The organism is Dactylosporangium sp. NPDC000244, assembly GCF_040300725.1.
In the GTDB taxonomy this organism is placed as follows: Bacteria; Actinomycetota; Actinomycetes; order Mycobacteriales; family Micromonosporaceae; genus Dactylosporangium.
The window spans coordinates 146,283-163,902 of the sequence record NZ_JBEPEH010000024.1; the positions used below are offsets into that span (position 1 = coordinate 146,283).

Annotated in this window: 15 protein-coding genes; 7 read left to right on the top strand and 8 right to left on the bottom strand. The window is 73.7% G+C overall.

Going from position 1 to position 17,620, the window contains the following annotated elements; translation table 11 throughout:
* Positions 1 to 4 precede the first annotated feature (4 nt).
* Positions 5 to 1,009: a LacI family DNA-binding transcriptional regulator gene (locus tag ABT369_RS32315; RefSeq protein ID WP_350617699.1), complete on the bottom strand. Its 1,005-nt coding sequence runs from the start codon at positions 1,007 to 1,009 to the stop codon at positions 5 to 7.
* 170 nt (positions 1,010 to 1,179) lie between these two features.
* Here ABT369_RS32315 and ABT369_RS32320 point away from each other — a divergent pair, with 170 nt between their 5' ends.
* Complete coding sequence (locus tag ABT369_RS32320) at positions 1,180 to 2,346, top strand: GH12 family glycosyl hydrolase domain-containing protein (protein WP_350617700.1); 1,167 nt, start codon at positions 1,180 to 1,182, stop codon at positions 2,344 to 2,346.
* Between the two features lie 125 nt (positions 2,347 to 2,471).
* Here ABT369_RS32320 and ABT369_RS32325 read toward each other — a convergent pair whose 3' ends face one another.
* A complete protein-coding gene (locus ABT369_RS32325) occupies positions 2,472 to 3,035 on the bottom strand; it encodes a TetR/AcrR family transcriptional regulator (RefSeq protein WP_350617701.1) in 564 nt (187 codons plus the stop codon).
* 86 nt (positions 3,036 to 3,121) lie between these two features.
* On the opposite strand from ABT369_RS32325, the gene ABT369_RS32330 reads away from it, so the two are divergent.
* Positions 3,122 to 4,018 carry an SDR family NAD(P)-dependent oxidoreductase gene (locus tag ABT369_RS32330; protein ID WP_350617702.1) on the top strand — a complete coding sequence of 299 codons (897 nt, stop codon included), beginning with the start codon at positions 3,122 to 3,124 and terminating at the stop codon, positions 4,016 to 4,018.
* On the opposite strand, the gene ABT369_RS32335 is transcribed toward ABT369_RS32330, so the two are convergent.
* Positions 3,960 to 4,442: a nuclear transport factor 2 family protein gene (locus ABT369_RS32335; protein ID WP_350617703.1), complete on the bottom strand. Its 483-nt coding sequence runs from the start codon at positions 4,440 to 4,442 to the stop codon at positions 3,960 to 3,962. The genes ABT369_RS32330 and ABT369_RS32335 overlap by 59 nt on opposite strands.
* A complete protein-coding gene (locus ABT369_RS32340) occupies positions 4,429 to 5,295 on the bottom strand; it encodes a TIGR03619 family F420-dependent LLM class oxidoreductase (protein ID WP_350617704.1) in 867 nt (288 codons plus the stop codon). Before ABT369_RS32340 ends, ABT369_RS32335 begins: the two co-directional genes overlap by 14 nt.
* Before the next feature lie 117 nt (positions 5,296 to 5,412).
* Here ABT369_RS32340 and ABT369_RS32345 point away from each other — a divergent pair, with 117 nt between their 5' ends.
* Positions 5,413 to 6,726: a ferredoxin reductase family protein gene (locus ABT369_RS32345; protein ID WP_350617705.1), complete on the top strand. Its 1,314-nt coding sequence runs from the start codon at positions 5,413 to 5,415 to the stop codon at positions 6,724 to 6,726.
* A gap of 105 nt (positions 6,727 to 6,831) precedes the next feature.
* Complete coding sequence (locus ABT369_RS32350) at positions 6,832 to 7,953, top strand: serine hydrolase domain-containing protein (protein ID WP_350617706.1); 1,122 nt, start codon at positions 6,832 to 6,834, stop codon at positions 7,951 to 7,953.
* A gap of 6 nt (positions 7,954 to 7,959) precedes the next feature.
* On the opposite strand, the gene ABT369_RS32355 is transcribed toward ABT369_RS32350, so the two are convergent.
* Entirely contained in the window at positions 7,960 to 8,928 is a 969-nt protein-coding gene (locus ABT369_RS32355) for an aldo/keto reductase (protein ID WP_350617707.1), read from the bottom strand.
* A gap of 127 nt (positions 8,929 to 9,055) precedes the next feature.
* On the opposite strand from ABT369_RS32355, the gene ABT369_RS32360 reads away from it, so the two are divergent.
* A complete protein-coding gene (locus ABT369_RS32360) occupies positions 9,056 to 9,922 on the top strand; it encodes a Dyp-type peroxidase (RefSeq protein WP_350617708.1) in 867 nt (288 codons plus the stop codon).
* A gap of 26 nt (positions 9,923 to 9,948) precedes the next feature.
* Here ABT369_RS32360 and ABT369_RS32365 read toward each other — a convergent pair whose 3' ends face one another.
* Genes ABT369_RS32365 through ABT369_RS32375 form a run of 3 tightly spaced genes read right to left on the bottom strand, consistent with a single transcriptional unit; the run spans position 9,949 to position 13,121 of the window.
* Positions 9,949 to 12,303 carry an ATP-binding cassette domain-containing protein gene (locus ABT369_RS32365; protein ID WP_350617709.1) on the bottom strand — a complete coding sequence of 785 codons (2,355 nt, stop codon included), beginning with the start codon at positions 12,301 to 12,303 and terminating at the stop codon, positions 9,949 to 9,951.
* 9 nt (positions 12,304 to 12,312) lie between these two features.
* Positions 12,313 to 12,768 (bottom strand): pyridoxamine 5'-phosphate oxidase family protein, encoded by a 456-nt coding sequence (locus ABT369_RS32370; RefSeq protein ID WP_350617710.1) that lies wholly within the window; start codon positions 12,766 to 12,768, stop codon positions 12,313 to 12,315.
* Complete coding sequence (locus ABT369_RS32375) at positions 12,765 to 13,121, bottom strand: VOC family protein (protein ID WP_350617711.1); 357 nt, start codon at positions 13,119 to 13,121, stop codon at positions 12,765 to 12,767. The genes ABT369_RS32370 and ABT369_RS32375 overlap by 4 nt, the downstream gene beginning before the upstream one ends.
* A 133-nt stretch (positions 13,122 to 13,254) precedes the next feature.
* Here ABT369_RS32375 and ABT369_RS32380 point away from each other — a divergent pair, with 133 nt between their 5' ends.
* Together ABT369_RS32380 and ABT369_RS32385 are read left to right on the top strand one after the other, a co-directional pair.
* Positions 13,255 to 14,385, top strand: a complete 1,131-nt coding sequence (locus ABT369_RS32380) for an FAD-dependent oxidoreductase (protein WP_350617712.1) — start codon at positions 13,255 to 13,257, stop codon at positions 14,383 to 14,385.
* A gap of 139 nt (positions 14,386 to 14,524) precedes the next feature.
* Complete coding sequence (locus tag ABT369_RS32385; RefSeq protein ID WP_350617713.1) at positions 14,525 to 17,620, top strand: ATP-binding protein; 3,096 nt, start codon at positions 14,525 to 14,527, stop codon at positions 17,618 to 17,620.

Genomic DNA, 17,620 nt, shown 5'->3' on the forward strand with positions numbered 1-17,620 from the left:
CGGGTCAGCGCGGGCGCACCGTCGACTCGCGGACGGTGAAGCCGGTCGGCAGGACGATCGGGTCGCCGGTCAGCCGCTTGCCGTCCAGGTGGTCCAGGAGGGCACCCGCGGCCACCTCGCCCATCCGGCGGACGGGCTGGTGGACCGCGGTCAGGGGCGGCTCCGTCTGCGTGGTCCACGGCAGGTCGTCGAAGCCGACCACGGCCACGTCGTCGGGGATGCGGCGGCCCGCCTCGCGCAGGACGCCCATGGCCGCGCCCGCCATGACGTCGTTGTGCGCGAAGACCGCGTCGAAGGCCAGGCCGCGCGCGAGCGCCTCACGGGCCCGGGCGATGCCGCTGGCGTAGGTGAAGTCGCCCTCCAGGGTCAGGGCGGGATCGAGCGGTACACCGGCGGCTTGAAACGGCTCCTGAAAGCCGGCCAGGCGCGCCCGCACGCAACCGAAGCGGGGCTCGCCACTGATGATCAGCGGGCGCGTGCGGCCGATGGCGAGGAGGTGCTCGGCCGCGGCGCGGGCGCCCATGCGGTTGGAGGTGCCGACCCAGGGGAAGCGCGGCTCGTGGCCGCGGTCGTCGATGAGGACCACCGGCAGCCCGTTGTCGTGCAGCTCGGCGATCTTGTCGAGGGTGCCGGAGGGCTCGATGACGAGCAGCCCGTCGAACGCTTTTCCTGAAAGTTGCGCGGCGAAGCGGCGCATCGAGTCCGGGCCCTGGTTGAACGTGAAGACCAGCAGGCCGAAGCCGCGGCTCTCCACGACGTCGGCGACGCCCTGCAGCACCTCGCCGACCCAGGGCCAGGTCAGCGACGGCACGAGGATGCCGACGCTGCCGGTGCGGCCGCGGGCCAGGCCGACCGCGCGGGCGCTCGGCACGTAGCCCAGCTCCTGGATGACGGCCCGGACGCGGGCGGCGGTGAGCTCGTCGATGCCGGGCGCGCCGTTGACGACCCGCGAGACGGTGGCCTTGCTGACGCCGGCCCGCGCCGCCACGACGGCCATGGTCACTGGCACAGTGAGCGCCCCCATGTCAAGCTAATCGATCTTGATGAAACCGGTCTCGCAACCGGTTCGAAGCATCTAAATCCTCTTGACAAGTGAAGTCAAGACTTCTCGATCTCATGACGGCATGGTTACATCGACATTCGTTGGAAACGCTCCCAACTTCTTCCACGGAGGTCACCTTGCAAGTGAGATCGATCGCGGCCATTGTGCTGGCCGCCGCCGCAACGCTCGTCGCGCCGCTGGCCGCCGCGGCGCCCGCCCACGCCGACACCGTCGTGTGCGACGAGTTCGGCAGCGCGGTCGCCGGGTCGTACATCGTGATGAACAACCGCTGGGGCAGCACCGCGACGCAGTGCATCAACGTCACCGCCAACGGCTTCCGCATCACGACGCAGGACGGCTCGAAGGGCAACGGCGGAGCGCCGCTGTCCTACCCGGCGATCTACGCGGGCTGCCACTACACCGCCTGCTCGCCGGGCACCAACCTGCCCAAGCAGCTGAGCTCGATCGGCTCGGCACCGTCGTCGATCGCGTTCTCCTACGCGGGCGGCACCTACGACGCGTCGTACGACATCTGGATGGACCCGACCGCCAAGAAGGACGGGGTCAACCAGATGGAGCTCATGATCTGGTTCGACCACACCGGCGGCGTCTCGCCCGTGGGCAGCCCCGTCGGCAACACCACGATCGCCGGCAAGTCCTGGCAGGTGTGGCAGGGCAACAACGGCGGGAACGACGTCGTGTCCTACGTCGCGCCGGCCCAGATCCCGTCATGGTCGTTCGACGTCATGGACTTCGTCCGGGACGTCGACGCCCGCACGCAGGTCGACTCGTCGTGGTACCTGACCAGCATCCAGGCCGGCTTCGAGCCCTGGTCCGGCGGCGTGGGCCTGGCCGTGAACTCATTCTCGGCGACGGTCAACGGCGGGACCCCGCCTCCGCCCGCCGGCGGCGGCGGCCACATCGTCGGGCAGGGCAGCAACCGCTGCCTCGACCTGGCCGAGTTCGGCACCGCGGACGGCACCCCCGTCCAGCTGTGGGACTGCGGCACCGGCTGGAACCAGTCGTGGTCGCGTACCGGCTCACAGTTCAAGAACCCGCAGACCGGCAAGTGCCTCGACGTCGCCGGCGGGTCGACCGCGAACGGCGCGCGCGTGCAGCTGTGGTCGTGCAACGGCAGCGGCGCGCAGAACTGGATCGTGAACGGCAACGGCACCATCGTCAACCCGCAGTCGGGCAAGTGCCTGGACGCGGCGGGCCAGGGCACCGGCAACGGGACCCGGCTGCAGATCTGGGACTGTTTCGGCGGCGGCACGCAGCCGAACCAGGTCTGGCGACTGACCTGAGCACGGAGCCCCACGAAGGTCAAGTTCATGGGGCACCGCCAACGCACACTCCCGCGATGAGAGCGATTCGGTAACGGTATCGCAAGGGCACGGCCCCGGACCATGCACGCGGCTCCGGGGCCGTGTCACCGAGGGGCGCGCAGGCCGGCCAGGAGGATGTCGAGGTAGCGCTCCTCGGCGCCCGCGTCGGCGTCCGCTCCGGCGCCGACCGCGTGCTGCACGCCGCAGATCAGGCGGCGCACGTCGTCCGCGGTGACGTCGGAGCGGACGGCGCCGGCCGCGCGGGCGCGGGACAGGACCGTCGTCACCGCGGTGCCGAGCCGGGCATGCAGGTCCGTCGTCGCGTCCAGGCACGCGGGCTGGGCCGCCGACGCGAGCACCACGGCCAGCGTCGGGTCGTCGCGCAGCAGGCGCAGGGCGTTGCGCAGCAGGGTCGCGAAGCCGGCGGCCGGCTCGGGGTCGGCCGCGGCCGCCTCCGCGTCGGTGACGAGCGCCCCGAGGCTCTCCGCCGCGAGGGCCTCCAGCAGCGCCTGACGGTTCGCGAAGTGGCGGTAGGCGGTGCCGACGCCCACGCCGGCGTCCTTGGCGATGGCGTTCATGGGCAGGTCCAGGTCGCCGGCGCGCACGCGCTCCCGGGCGGCCGCGAGCATCTGGGCCCGCACCCGGGCGGAGTCGGCGCGGAGCGTCACACCTAGAGGATAACTCATCCGTTCTGTGCTACGGTCGACCCACCAGCGGATAGATTATCCGTTCAAGGGGAGGGACCGTCATGGACATGGCCGGGCGTACCGTCATCGTCACCGGGGCCAGCAGCGGGCTCGGGCAGGCCGTCGCGCGCGAGCTCAAGCAGCGCGGCGCGCACGTCATCGCGGCCGTGCGCACGCCGGACCGGGCGGCCGAGTTCGACGCACGGGCGCTGGACCTCAACGACCTCGACTCCGTGCGCGCGTTCGCGGCGGGCGTCGGCGAGCGGGTCGACGTGCTCGTGAACAACGCGGGCATCGGCAACCGGCCTCGGGAGCTGAGCGCGCAGGGCTTCGAGAGCACGTTCGCCACCAACTTCCTCGGCCACTTCGCGCTGACCGGCCTGCTGCTCGACCGGATGCGCGGCGACGGCGGGGCGCGGATCGTGCATGTGGGCTCGGCACTGTACCGCCACATGAAGACGCTCCCGCTCGACGATCTGGCCGCCGAGCGCGGATACTCCAAGGGCCGCGCCTACGTCGGCTCGAAGCTCGCCCAGCTCGTCTTCGGCCTCGAACTCGACCGGCGCCTGCAACTGGCGGGCCGCCCGATCCGCAGTCTCGTGGCCCACCCGGGCATGGCGAACACCCCGATGAACTCGAACCTGCCCAGCCGCGCCGGGCGGGCGTTCATGAGCGTGCTGCAGGCGACCGTCGGCCGGCCCGCCGACCGCGCGGCGATCCCGATCCTCTACGCGGCCACCGACCCGGACGCGCGCCCGGGCGACTTCATCGGCCCGCGCCTGCGCAAGTGGGACGATCGTGTGCACGCCGGCGCGATCGCCCCGCACGCGGCCGACCCGGCCCTCGCCGCGCGCCTGTGGGCCATCGCGGAGGACGCCACCGGCGTGCGGTTCGACCTGGACGGCACTACAGCGCCTCTCGCAGCAGGTCCCGGGCCTCGGCGCCGCCGTCCAGCTGCCGGTTGACCCGGTGGGTGCACCGCCATCCCTCGGCGGTCCGGACGAACTCCCAGCGGTTGACGCCGGTGCGCCAGGTGCGGAAGGTGTCCGTGGCCTCGTCGCGCAGTACCAACTGTGAATAGGCGATGGCGACGGCACGATCGCCGTCGATGCGCAGGTGCGGCACGCCCTGCAGGTGGGCGGCGCCGGCCCGGATCAGCCCCTGGTGCAGCTCGCCGGTCACCATGCCGGCGATGGCCGCCCGGCCGTGCAGCGGCGCCGGGTACACGTCGTAGACGCCGTCGTCGGTCCACAGCCCCGCGGCCGGCTCCGGGGAGCCGCTGTCCACCGCGGGTCCGTAGGTGGCCAGCAGCTGCATGAGCGCCAGCCGGTCCTCGAGCTCGCGGACCCGGCGCTGCAGGTCGGCGAGCACCTCGTCACGCTCCGGCATCGAATGCCTCCGGGAAGAGCCGCCGGAGCGCCTCGAGCTGCTCGACGCAGTGCTCCGCGCTTCGGTGCCGCAGGACGATGTTCAGCATCGTGGCGCCGGCCGCGTGGAACTGCTCGACGTGCCGCCGCGCCTCGCCGGGCTCGGCGATCGGGTCCAGCGGCGGCGGGTTGAGGACCACCTCGAAGCCCGCCGGCCGCTCGACGGCGGCCAGCATCGCCCCGATCCGCTCCGGCGGCAGGCCGAACGGCACCCAGGCGTCGGCGAGCTCGGCGGCCCGCCGCAGCGAGCGCGCGGTGTACCCGCCGATCCACAGCGGCACCCGGGTCCGCGGCGCGTGCGGGTCGACGAGGAAGTCGCGGAACGCGTAGTGGGTGCCCTCGTACTCGGGCACCGCCCGGCCCCACGCGGCCCGGATGGCCGCGATCGCGTCGTCGGCCGCGGCGCCCCGCCCGTCGAAGTCGGCGCCCAGCAGCGCGAACTCCTCCGCGAGGCTGCCGACGCCGAGGCCGAGGACGACCCGCCCGCCGCTGAGCAGGTCGAGGGTGCCGTACCGCTTCGCGATGGCCAGCGGGTGGTGGTAGCCGAGCACGAGCACGTGGGTGGCCAGCCGGATGCGGGTCGTGTGCGCCGCGAGGAAGCCCAGGGTCGCGAGGGGGTCCCAGTAGGTGCCACCGGCCCGCGCGGCGATGCGGACCGGCACGCCGACGTGCTCGCTGCAGGTCAGATGGTGGTAGCCGAGCCGGTCCGCCGCCACCGCGACCCGGACCAGCTCGGCCGGGCCCGCCGCGGCCTCCCAGGGGCTGAACTGCCCGGGCGGCCGGAAGACGACAGGGCTGAGGATGCCGAACCGCATGCCGTAGGCTACCAAGCGCTTGCTTGCTTCGGAACGGTGGATAACGCTTTTCCGCGATCCGAGGGTTAGTTCACAAACGCTATGGCGAAAACCCCGGCATTCGTACCGTCAATCGCCGTGCGCACCACGGCGAAGCTGATCGCGGCCGGCAGCCTGGCCGCCGTCACCTGGCTGTGGCTCACGGGCCTGGCGACGTCGGCGCCCGGGCTCGCGGCCGCCGGGCGCCTGGCCGCGCTGTGGTCGACGGACCTGCTGCTGCTCCAGGTGCTGCTGATCGCGCGCATCCCCTGGGTCGAGCGCGCGTTCGGCCGGGACACGCTCGGCGCCTGGCACCGCTGGACCGGCTCGGCCTCGTTCGTGCTCCTGCTCGCGCACGCCGGGCTCGCGCTCGTCGCCTCCGCCAAGCGCGCCGGCACCGATCCGCTGCACCAGCTGGGGACGCTGCTGAGCGTGTACCGCGGCATGTGGCCGGCGCTGCTGGGCCTGCTCGCGCTCGTGCTCGTGACGGCGACCTCGCTGCGGCCGGTGCGGCGCCGGATGCGCTACGAGACCTGGCATCTGCTGCACCTGTACGCGTACGCCGGCATCGCCCTCGCCGTCCCGCACGAGCTGTGGCTGGGCAGCGACTTCACCTCCCCGGCGGCGCGGGCGTTCTGGTGGACCATGTACGCGGCCGCGGCCGGCTCCACCGTGGTCTTCCGCCTCGGCCTGCCGGTCTGGCGCACGCTGCGGCACCGGCTCACCGTCGACCGCGTCGTCGAGGAGGCGCCGGGGCTGGTCTCCGTGTACCTGCGCGGCCGGCGGCTGGACCGGTTGCCCGCGCGCGCGGGGCAGTACTTCGTCTGGCGGTTCCTGGACGGCCACGGGGCCCTGCTCGGCAAGCCGTTCTCCCTGTCCGGGCCGCCGAGCCGCGACCGGCTGCGCATCACTGTCAAGACGGTCGGCGCGGGCACGGCCCGGATGGGCACGCTGCGCCCGGGCACGCGGGTCGTCATCGAGGGTCCGTACGGCCGGATGACCGCCGGCACCTACTCGGGCGGCCCGGTGACCATGTTCGCCTGCGGCATCGGGGTCACGCCGCTGCTGGCCCTGCTGTGGGACCTGCCATACGGCCACGGCAAGGCGACGCTGGTGTACCGCACCCGCCACCCCCACGACGTGGCCTTCCTGCACGAACTGGAGTGGCTCGCCCGCGACCGCGGCGTCCGGCTGGTCCCGCTCGTCGGCCCGCGTGCCTCGGCCGGCTCATGGCTCCCCGTGGGCTACGCGGACTACGACGACCTGGCCGCCCTGCGCTCCCTGGCCCCCGACCTCGCCGAGCACGACGTGTACGTGTGCGGCCCCGACCCGTGGACCGACGCGGTCCTGCGCGCCGCGCGCCGCATCGGCGTCCCCGCCCCGCGCCTGCACCGCGAACGCTTCGCCTGGTGAACCCCGGCGATCCGCGGCGATCCCCGGCGCGGTACAGCCTGCACCACCACGATCGGCCAGTGGGCTGCATCGCCCCGGGGCCGCGGCGCTCATAGCGTTCGATGCATGCCAACGAATACACGTGTTCTCGTCGCGGCCGGGGTCTCGGCCGTCCTCGCGGCCGGGGTCGTGGCCGTACCGCCCGCGCTCGCGAACCCGGCGCGCGACGGCGTCCAGCCGCGGCTCGAGCGCCTCGTGCGCGACGACGGCTTCCCGGGCGCGCTCGCCTCCGTCCGCGGCCGCGACGGCCGCGTCCGCGACTCCGCCGCCGGGAGCAAGGTGCCGGTCAACGGGCAGGTGCGCATGGGCAGCAACACCAAGACGTTCACGGCCGTCGTCGTGCTGCAGCTCGCCGGGGAGGGGAGGATCGACCTCGAGCAGAGCGTCGAGCACTACCTGCCCGGGATCGTGCACGGCAACGGCAACGACGGGTCGCGCATCACGGTGCACCAGCTGCTGCAGCAGACGAGCGGGCTGCCCGACTACGACGACGTCCTGTTCGCCAAGCCCGACGATCTCGTCGCGCTCAGCCACGCGTACTTCGAGCCGCGGCGGCTCGTCGACGCGGCGCTCACGAAGCCGCCGAGCTTCGCGCCCGGGGCGAAGTGGGAGTACAGCAACACCAACTATGTCCTCGCCGGGCTCATCGCCGAACGGGTGACCCAGCGGCCCATCGGCGAGGAGATCACGCGGCGCGTCATCGAGCCGCTGCGCCTGCGCGACACGTACTGGCCGGGCGTCGGCGAGCAGCGGCTGCGGGGCCGGCACCCGCAGGGCTACGTCGCCGTCGCACCGGGCGCCCCGTGGGTCGACGTCACCGAGATGGACCCGTCGCTCGGGTGGTCCGCGGGCCAGCTGGTCTCGACGCCGTCGGACCTGCGGGCGTTCTTCGAGGCGCTCGTCGCCGGTCGGCTGCTGCCGCCGGCCCAGCAGCAGGCCATGCTGACGACCGTCGCCGCGCCGGACTTCGAGCCGACGGACCACTGGTCGTACGGCCTCGGCATCGCCCGCCACGAGCTGCCCTGCGGCGGCATCGCCTGGGGCCACGGCGGCGACATCCAGGGCTTCGAGACGCGCAACCTCGTGACCACGGACGGCCGCGGCGCCGTCGTCGCCGTGACCGGGCTGCCGACGTCGCTCGACATGGTCAAGGACGTGGCGGACAGCGTCGACGCGGCCCTGTGCTGAGGTCGCTCAGCGCTCGGCGTAGGGGCTCGCCCACGCGAAGCGGTCCGCCGCGCTGAGCCGCTCCACCTGCTCCACGCTCAGCTCCAGCTCGACGCCGTCCAGCGCGGCGTCGAGCTGGTGCGGCTTGCTGCCGCCGAGCATCGGGCGCAGGCCGCGGGACAGCAGCCAGGCCAGCACCACCTGCCCGCGCGCGGCCCCGGTCTCGGCGGCGACGGCGTCGAGCGCCCGCAGGCGGGCCGCGTTGCCCGGGTGGTCGTACACCGGCGGAATCTCCTTCGCCGGGTTGTCGTAGGCGCCGGAGAGCAGCGGCGTGTACGCCCACACGTCCATCCCGTGCTCGGCGGCGTAGTCGGCCTGCTCGTCGCTGAGCACGCCGAAGCGGTGCTCGACGCCGGGCGGGAGCGTGCCGGGGCGCGGCCGCAGGTAGGTGGCGTTGAGCTGCAGGGCGTCGAACGGCCTCGCCCCGGTTCGCAGCGCGTGGGCACGGCCGCGCTCGACGAGCCACGCGGGGTGGTTGGACACGCCGAAGCGGTCCGCGGCGAGCCCGGCGAGCGCGTCGACGGTCTCCTCGATCGGCACCGAACGGTCCTCCTGGTGCAGCCAGAGCAGGTCGACGCGGTCGATGCCGAGGCGGTCGAGGCTTCCGGCGAAGGCGTGCCGTACCGCCGCCGCACCCAACCCTTCCCGGCGGGCCGGCCACGAACCGGGTTCGAGGGGCTCGGCCCCGAGCTTGGTCGCGATCCGCACCCGTTCCCGCACGCCCGGCCGGGCCGCGAGCCACCGCCCGAGCACGCGCTCGCTGGCGCCGCCCCGGCCGTCGCCGGCGGCCCAGAACGCGTAGCAGTCGGCCGTGTCGATCCAGGCGCCGCCGCGCTCGACGAACCGGTCGAGCAGCGCGAACGAGGTGTCCTCGTCCACGGTGGTGCCGAACATCATCGCCCCGAGCACGAGCGGGGACTGCCTCGTTTCCGTCACGCACCCGAGCCTGGCACCTGGAGCGCGCTCCAGGTCAAGGGGGAGACGGCGGTGGAGCGGGTCCTGGGCGCGCATAGTCGCGGGCGCCCGGGTAGTCCCCGCGACCGTGCGCAATGAGCCGCAGGCCGTGCTGAGCCCACTGACCCGCACCGCCCTGTTTCTCGTGCTCACCCTCGACCCGGGCGGGGAGTCCACCGCCCGGGACCTGCTCGCCGAGCTGCCGGGGCTGCAACGCGCGGTCGGGTTCCACTCGCCGCAGGGCCGCCTCAGCTGCGTCGCCGGCATCGGCTCGAAGGCGTGGGACCGGCTCTTCGCGGGCCCGCGCCCCGCCGAGCTGCACCCGTTCCGGGACATGCGGGGACCCGCACACCAGGCCGCCGGTACACCCGGGGATCTGCTCTTCCACATCCGCGCCCAGCGCCTGGACCTGTGCTTCGCGCTCGGGGCCGAGATCATGCACCGCCTGCGCCCGGCGACCACGCTGCGGGACGAGGTGTACGGCTTCAAGTACCTCGACGTGCGCGACCTGCTCGGCTTCGTGGACGGCACCGAGAACCCGACCGGCACGGCGGCCCGCGACGCCGTGCTCGTCGGCGAGGAGGACTCCGTCTTCGCGGGCGGCAGCTACGTGATCGTGCAGAAGTACCTCCACGACCTCGAGGCCTGGAACGCGCTGCCGGTCGAGGAGCAGGAGCGCGCGATCGGCCGCCGCAAACTGTCCGATGTGGAGCTGGCCGACAAGCCGCCCGACTCGCACGTCGCGCGCACCGACATCGGCCCGAAGATCCTGCGCGACAACATGCCCTTCGGCGCCGCGGGCCGCGGCGAGTTCGGCACGTACTTCATCGGCTACGCCCGCACCCCGTCGATCACCGAGCACATGCTGGAGCGCATGTTCCTCGACGACCCGCACGACCGCATCCTGGACTTCTCGACCCCGGTCACCGGCTCGCTGTTCTTCGCCCCGGCCGCGTCCTACCTGCAGCAGCAGTAGGCCACGGCCGGGACGGTTTCACGTCGTCAGCGGGCCACGTACTGCGCCAGGTGCTCGCCGGTCACGGTCGAGCGGGCCGCGACCAGCTGCGCCGGGGTGCCCTCGAAGACCACGCGGCCGCCGTCGTGGCCGGCACCGGGGCCGAGGTCGATGATCCAGTCGGCGTGGGCCATGACCGCCTGGTGGTGCTCGATCACGATGACCGACTTGCCGGCGTCGACCAGCCGGTCCAGCAGGCCGAGCAGCTGCTCCACGTCGGCGAGGTGCAGGCCGCTGGTCGGCTCGTCGAGGACGTACACGCCACCCTTGTCGGCCATGTGCGTGGCCAGCTTCAGCCGCTGGCGCTCGCCGCCGGAGAGGGTGGTCAGGGGCTGTCCGATGCCGAGGTAGCCCAGGCCGACATCGGCCAGGCGGGACAGGATCGCGTGCGCGGCGGGCAGCCTGGCCTCGCCGTCGGCGAAGAAGGCCTCGGCCTCGGTGACCGGCATGGCCAGCACCTCGCTGATGTCGTACCCGCCCAGCTTGTACTGGAGCACCGACGCCTCGAAGCGCTTGCCGTCGCACTCGTCGCACACGGAGGAGACGCCGGCCATCATGCCGAGGTCGGTGTAGACGACCCCGGCCCCGTTGCAGGTCGGGCAGGCGCCCTCGGAGTTCGCGCTGAACAGGGCCGGCTTGACGCCGTTGGCCTTCGCGAACGCCTTGCGGACGGGCTCGAGCAGCCCGGTGTACGTCGCCGGATTGCTGCGCCGCGAGCCCTTGATGGTCCCCTGGTCCACGGCCACGACCCCGGCCCCCGGCGGGACCGAGGCGTGCATGAGCGAGCTCTTGCCGGAGCCGGCGACGCCGGTGATCACGGTGAGCACGCCGAGCGGGACGTCGACGTCCACGTCGCGCAGGTTGTGCGCGTTCGCGCCGCGGATCTGCAGCATGCCGGTCGGCTTGCGGACCGAGTCCTTGAGCGCGACCCGGTCGGCGAGGTGCCGCCCGGTGACCGTGTCGCTCTTGCGCAGCTGCGCCACGGTGCCCGCGAACGTGACCTGGCCGCCCGCGCTGCCCGCGCCCGGCCCGAGGTCGACGACGTGGTCGGCGATCGTGATCGTCTCCGGCTTGTGCTCGATGACGAGCACCGTGTTGCCGTTGTCGCGCAGCTGCAGCAGCAGCTCGTTCATGCGCGCGATGTCGTGCGGGTGCAGGCCGACGGTGGGCTCGTCGAAGACGTACGTCACGTCGGTCAGCGGCGAGCCGAGGTGCCGGACCAGCTTGACCCGCTGGGCCTCGCCGCCCGAGAGCGTCCCGGCGGGGCGGTCCAGGGAGAGGTACCCGAGGCCGATCCGCACGAACCCGTCCAGCGCGTGGCGCAGCCCCTCCAGCAGCGGCGCCACCGACGCCTCGTCCAGCCCGCGGACCCACTCGGCCAGGTCGCTGATCTGCATCGCGCACGCGTCGGCGATGGAGATGCCCCTGACCTTCGAGGTGCGGGCCGGCTCGGCCAGGCGCGTGCCGTCGCACTCCGGGCAGGTCTGGAACGTGACCGCCCGCTCGACGAAGGCGCGCACGTGCGGCTGGAGGGCGTCGACGTCCTTGGCCAGCATGGACTTCTGGAGCTTCGGGATGAGGCCTTCGTACGTCAGGTTGACCCCGTCGACCTTGATCCTGGTCGGCTCCTTGTGCAGGAAGTCGGCCAGCTCGCGCTTGGTGAACTTCTTGATGGGCTTGTCCGGGTCGAAGTAGCCGCAGCCGAGGAAGATCCGGCCGTACCAGCCGTCCATGCTGTAGCCGGGCACCGTGATCGCGCCCTCGGCCAGCGACTTGTTCGCGTCGTAGAGCTGGGTCAGGTCGAGCTCGGTGACCGAGCCGCGGCCCTCGCACCGCGGGCACATGCCGCCGAGGCGCTCGAAGGTGGCCCGGACCGTCGAGCGGTTGCCGCGCTCGACGGTGATGGCGCCGCTGGCCCGCACCGAGGGCACGTTGAACGAGAACGCGTTCGGACCGCCGATGTGCGGCTGCCCGAGCCGGCTGAAGAGGATCCGCAGCATCGCGTTGGCGTCGGTGGCCGTGCCGACCGTGGAGCGCGGGTCGGTGCCGAGCCGCTGCTGGTCCACGACGAGCGCGGTCGTCAGCCCCTCCAGCCGGTCGACCTCGGGCCGGGCCAGCGCGGGCATGAAGCCCTGGACGAACGAGCTGTACGTCTCGTTGATCAGCCGCTGCGACTCGGCCGCGATGGTGCTGAACACCAGCGAGCTCTTGCCGGAGCCGGAGACGCCCGTGAACACCGTCAACCGGCGCTTGGGCAGCTCGATGCTGACGTCCTTGAGGTTGTTCTCGCGCGCACCCGTCACGCGGATCAGGTCGTGGCTGTCAGCAGCGTGCCTGCCCATGTCGTCTCCCTACGCAGTCCAGCGGCCGTCGCGCATGATCTCGCGGCCACGCAGCTCATTCTCCTCGCGCCAGGCCTGCACCCGCCGGGGAGTGATCCGGAACCAGTTGTACGACGAGCCGTACTCCCGCGGATCGAACCCGCTCCGCGCGGCGAACCGGTCCCCCGTCTCCTTGGCGAGCGCGTCGATCGCGAGCACCTCGACGTCCCCGTCGATCATCGACACGTCCCGCGTGAGCCCGAGCCCGAGCCGGGCCTTGCGGGTCGCGATCAGGTTCCGGCCCGTCGGGCTCGCGGCCGCGGTGGCGATGAGCACGGCCTGCCCGTCCCAGTCGAAGGAGAGCGGCACAAGGTACGGCTCCCCCTCCGGCGAAGCGCTGGCGACCCACAGGTCCACGTCGCCGTCGAGCCGCTCCCGCGTGTCGGCCTGGCGCTGCGCGCGGGAGCGGGGGCTGGGAGCGCTCACTGGTCCTGGAGCAGACCGAGAACGTTGCCGTCGGCGTCGAGGACGGTGGCCACCAGGCGCCCGTTGCCCACGTCGTGCGCGGCCTCCTTGACGGAGCCGCCGGCCGAGGTGATCTCGGCGATCTTCCCCGCGATGTCGGAGACGTGCCAGTAGGCCACCGGCGCGGTCTCGCCCTGCGGGCCGCGGTTGGGCACGAGCCCGATGTGCTGGCCGGCGACGTCATAACCGACGTAGTACGCGGAGTCGTGCTGCGGCTCGAGGCCCAGCAGCGCCGAGTAGACGGCCTTGGCCTTCTCGAGGTCGCTGACGGGGTGCAGCACGGTCTTGATGCCCATGTTCTCGATGTTCGTCATGCGTTCGAGCCTAGGTGCGCCCCTCGGCCCGTACTTCTCGATTCCTGATCGAAGTCGCGTCTCAGTCCCGCGAACGATGCCGTGTCGGCGCCGTGTCGCTCCCGTGTCGGCGGGCCCGCGCAGGCTTCGGGGCATGACGAACCCTTCAGTCACGATCGTCGGCGCCGGTCTCGGCGGTCTCGTCCTGGCCCGCGTCCTGCACGTGCACAGCATCCCGTCCACCGTGTACGAGGCCGAGCGCTCGCCGGCGGACCGGGCCCAGGGCGGGCTGCTCGACATCCACGAGTACAACGGCCAGCCCGCGCTGGCCGCGGCCGGCCTGACGGCGCAGTTCCACCGGATCGTCCTGCCCGGCCGCGAGTCCTACCGGGTCGTCGACCGGGACGGCACCGTGCTGTTCGACAAGCCCGACGACGGCACCGGCGACAGCCCCGAGGTCCCCCGTGCGGCGCTGCGCCGGATGCTGCTCGACTCACTTCCCGCCGGTACCGTCCGCTGGGGCCACAAGCTCGCCTCCGTACGCGGCCACGGCTCCTATGAGCTGACCTTCGCGGACGGCACGACCGTCGTCACCGACGTGCTCGTCGGCGCCGACGGCGCCCGGTCGCGGGTCCGCCCCCTGCTCACGGACGCCACTCCTGTGTACGGCGGCACCGCGGCGATCGAGACCTTCCTGTTCGACGCCGACCGCCGCCACCCGGAGACCGCCCGAGCCGTGGGCGGCGGTTCGCTGTTCGCCTTCGACACGGGCGCGAGCGGCAAGCTGTTCCTGGCGCACCGGGAGGCCGACGGGAACCTGCACGCGTACCTCTGGCTGTCCCGGCCCCTGGAATGGTTCAACGCCATCGACTTCGGTACTCCCGCCGCGGCGACGGGCCTTATCGCGCGGGAGGTTGAGGGCTGGGCCACCTCGCTGGCCGCGCTGATCACGGACAGCGACACGGCGCCGGTGCTGCGGCCCCACTTTGCGCTGCCGGCCGACCTGCGGTGGGACCGTGTGCCGGGCGTGACGCTGCTCGGGGATGCCGCGCACTTGCAGCCGCCGAACGGCGAGGGCGCGAACCTGGCCATGCAGGACGGGGCCGAGCTCGGCTTGGCCATCGCGGCTTCTCCCGGTGACGTTGAGGCGGCGCTCGCGTCTTACGAGGGGGCGATGTTCCCGCGTAGCGCCTCGGCGGGGGCGGAGGGTGCCGTGAACAATGCCGTGCTTCTGGGCGCGGACGCGGCTCAGAACCTGGTCTCTTTGCTGTCCGGGGCGCGATAACTCCGACTCGACCGGCGGCGCGACTCGACCGGCGGCGCGATAAGTCGGGCACTTCGTGCCACGACTTATCGGATTTTTCGCCCGACAGGCGTTAAGTCCGATTCTGATCGGGCCCGGCCCGGTGCGCGATGATGAGGGCGTGCGGATCACGACGCTTGGGCCCCTGGCCGTCGACGGCCGGCCGGTGCGGGGAGACCGCCTGGCCGCGGTGATCCGCGAGCTCGTCGACGCCCGGGGCCGCACCGTCTCCACCGGCGCGCTGATCGACGCGGTCTGGCTGGGCGCGCCGCCCGACGACGCCACCGGCGCGGTGCAGGCCCTGGTCGGCCGCGTGCGCCGCCTCGGCGTGCCGGTCCTCGCGGCGCCCGGCGGCTACCGGATCCCGGCCGGTGACGTCGAGATCGACGCCGTCACCGTCCGCGAGCTGACCGACCGGGGCCGGCAGGCGCTGACGGCGGGCGACGCGGTCCGCGCGAGGGACCGCGCCGACGAGGCAAGGGCGCTGTTCCCGGAGATCCCGGAGCTGGACGAGACCGGCAGCGCCCGGCTCTTCGGCGACGTCGTGTCCCTGCGGGCGGAGGCCGCTCTGGCCGCAGGCGGCCCGTTCGACGAGGCCGACCTGCGCCGGCTGGCGACCCGGGTGCCGCCCGACGAGCCCGCCGCCGCCCTGCTCGTGCGGGTCCTCGCGGCCCAGGGCCGCGACGCCGAGGCGCTCGACCTGGTCGGACGGGTCCGTGAGGAGCTGGCCGACCGGTACGGCGCCGACCCCTCCCCCGCCCTCGCCGACGCGCACCTGGCCCTGCTGCGGGGGCAGCTGCGGACCGCCCGGCCACGACCGGCGGCCAGCCTCCCCGCCGCCTGGCGCCGGGCCGTGACCCCGCTGGTGGGCCGCGACCCGGACCTCGCCGCGGTCGGCCGGGCGCTGCTGGAGGCGCCGCTGGTCACCGTCGTCGCGACCGGCGGGGCGGGCAAGACCCGGCTGGCCGCCGAGCTCGCCCGCTCGGTCAGCGACTCCCGGCCCGTCCACGTCGTCGAGCTGGCGGGGCTGCGCTCGCCGTCCGAGGTACGCCCGGCCGTCCTCGCGGTTCTGACCAGCGACGGGTCCGGCCTGGAGCGCCGGATGGCCGGCCCCGAGCAGCGGCTGCGGGCGGCCGGGGCCGAGTTCGACGGCCTGCTCGTGCTCGACAACTGCGAGCACGTCCTCGGCGCCGCCGCGGAGGTCGTGGCCGAGCTGCTGGCCGTGGCGCCGCCCGAGGCCGGCGTGCTGGCCACCAGCCGGGCGCCGCTGGGCCTGGTCGGCGAGGTCGTCCACCGGCTGCCCGCGCTGCCCGACGGCGAGGCGATCGCCCTGCTGGAGGCCCGCGTCCGCGCCGGCGGATCGGTGCCGGCCTGGCCGCGGGAGCAGGCCCTCGCGCTCGTCAACCGGCTCGACAACCTGCCGCTCGCCCTCGAACTGGCCGCCGCCCGGCTGCGGCACATGCCGATCGAAGACGTACTGGCCGGACTCACCGACCGTTTCGCCCTGCTCGACGACGCCCTGCGCGGCCTGCCCGAGCGCCACGCCAGCCTGTGGGCGATGGTCGACTGGAGCCGCGAGCTGCTCGACCCCGCCGAGCGCGACCTGCTCGAACGGCTGGCGGTGATCCCGGCCCCGTTCACCGCCGACACCGCAACGGCCGTGGCCGGCGGCGCCGACGTCCGCCGCGGCCTGTCGATCCTGGTCGAGCAGTCCCTGCTGCGCCTGGAACGCGACCGCTACCGCATGCTGGAGACCGTCCGCGAGTACGGCGAGGCCCGGCTCACCGCGTCCGACGGGCGGCGGGCGGCCATGGCCGGGCTGGTCGCGTGGGCCGCGCGCCGGGCCGTCGCGCTGATCGGCGACTTCGTCGGCCCGCGGCAGCTCGAGGCGATCGCGGGCTGCGCGGCCGACCAGGAGAACCTCCTCGCCGCCCTGCGCTGGGCAATCGAGCACGACGACGAGCCGGCCGCGGTCGACATCGCCGGCGCCCTGTTCCAGCTGTGGACGGTACGCGGGCAGCATCTCGAGGCCAGCGCCTTGGCGCGCACGCTGCTGCGCCTCGACGACCCGGCCGCCCGGAAACGCTCGGCGATCCAGCAACCAGCGGCCGCCGGAGGACCGCGGCCGCACGCCGATCGGCTCGCCTGGCTGCTGGTGCTCATCGGCGTCAACGCCGGCAACACCGGCCCGCTGCGGCTCAACGCGCTCGCCCGCCGCGCCCTGCGCAACCTGCTCGCGCAGCGCCCCGGCGAGGTGCGGCCACGGACGGTCGCGCTGGCCACGGCGCTGCCCGGACTGGAGCAGGCCGACCCGGACCGGAGCCTGGCCGACGCCGCGCTGCTCGTCGCCCACTCGGACCCGTACGTCCAGGGCATGGGCCATTTCATCCGCGCCGTACTGCTGGAGAACGCCGGGCCGCGGCCGGACGCGGAGCTGGCCTACCGCCGCTTCGAGGCCGTCGGCGACCACTGGGGCATGGGGATGGCCGCCCACGCCGCCGGGCACGCGCTCAACGCCGGCCCCGGCGCGCGCACCGACGAGTGGCTGCGCCGCAGCGAGCGCCACCTCGACCTGATCGGCGCCGCCCAGGACGCCCGCTCGGCCCGGGCCGTGCTCGACACCCACCTGGCCCTGGCCGGCGACACCGAGGCCGAGCGTCGCCTGCTGGAGATCGCCGGCTCGGACCGGGCCGACGAGGTCGACATCGGCCAGGCGAACCTCGGCCTCGCCCAGCTGGCCTGGCGCCGCGAGCGGCACGAAGAGGCGCTGACCCATGCCGAGGCCCTGCTGCGAACCGCCGCCGGCGCGACGGAGGTCGGGATCGAGTTCCGCATCGCGGGCGCCGTGCTGCATCTCTGGGTCGCCGAGGCCCGCCCGGCCGCCGGGGCCGGGGCCCGCGCCGCGGAAGCCCTGCGGGACTGCCGCGCCGACGTGCTGGCCGCCCACGACCGCCCGCTGTTCGGGGCCTGGGCCATGGGCGGCGCCGAGTTCGCCGCCTTCCGGGGCGACACCGGCGCGGCCCGCGAACTCTGGGCGCTGGCCACCCGCATCGGCGCGAACGTCACCCTGTTCTTCCCGCTGGGCCGCGGCGACCGGCTCACGGACGTCCTGGGCGACCGGGCGAGCCGCGAGGCCCTGCTGGCCGAGGCCGGCGCGCTGATCGGGTCCGTCGCCGCCCGCCGCATCGGCACACTGATGGACGGCCTGCTCGCGTAG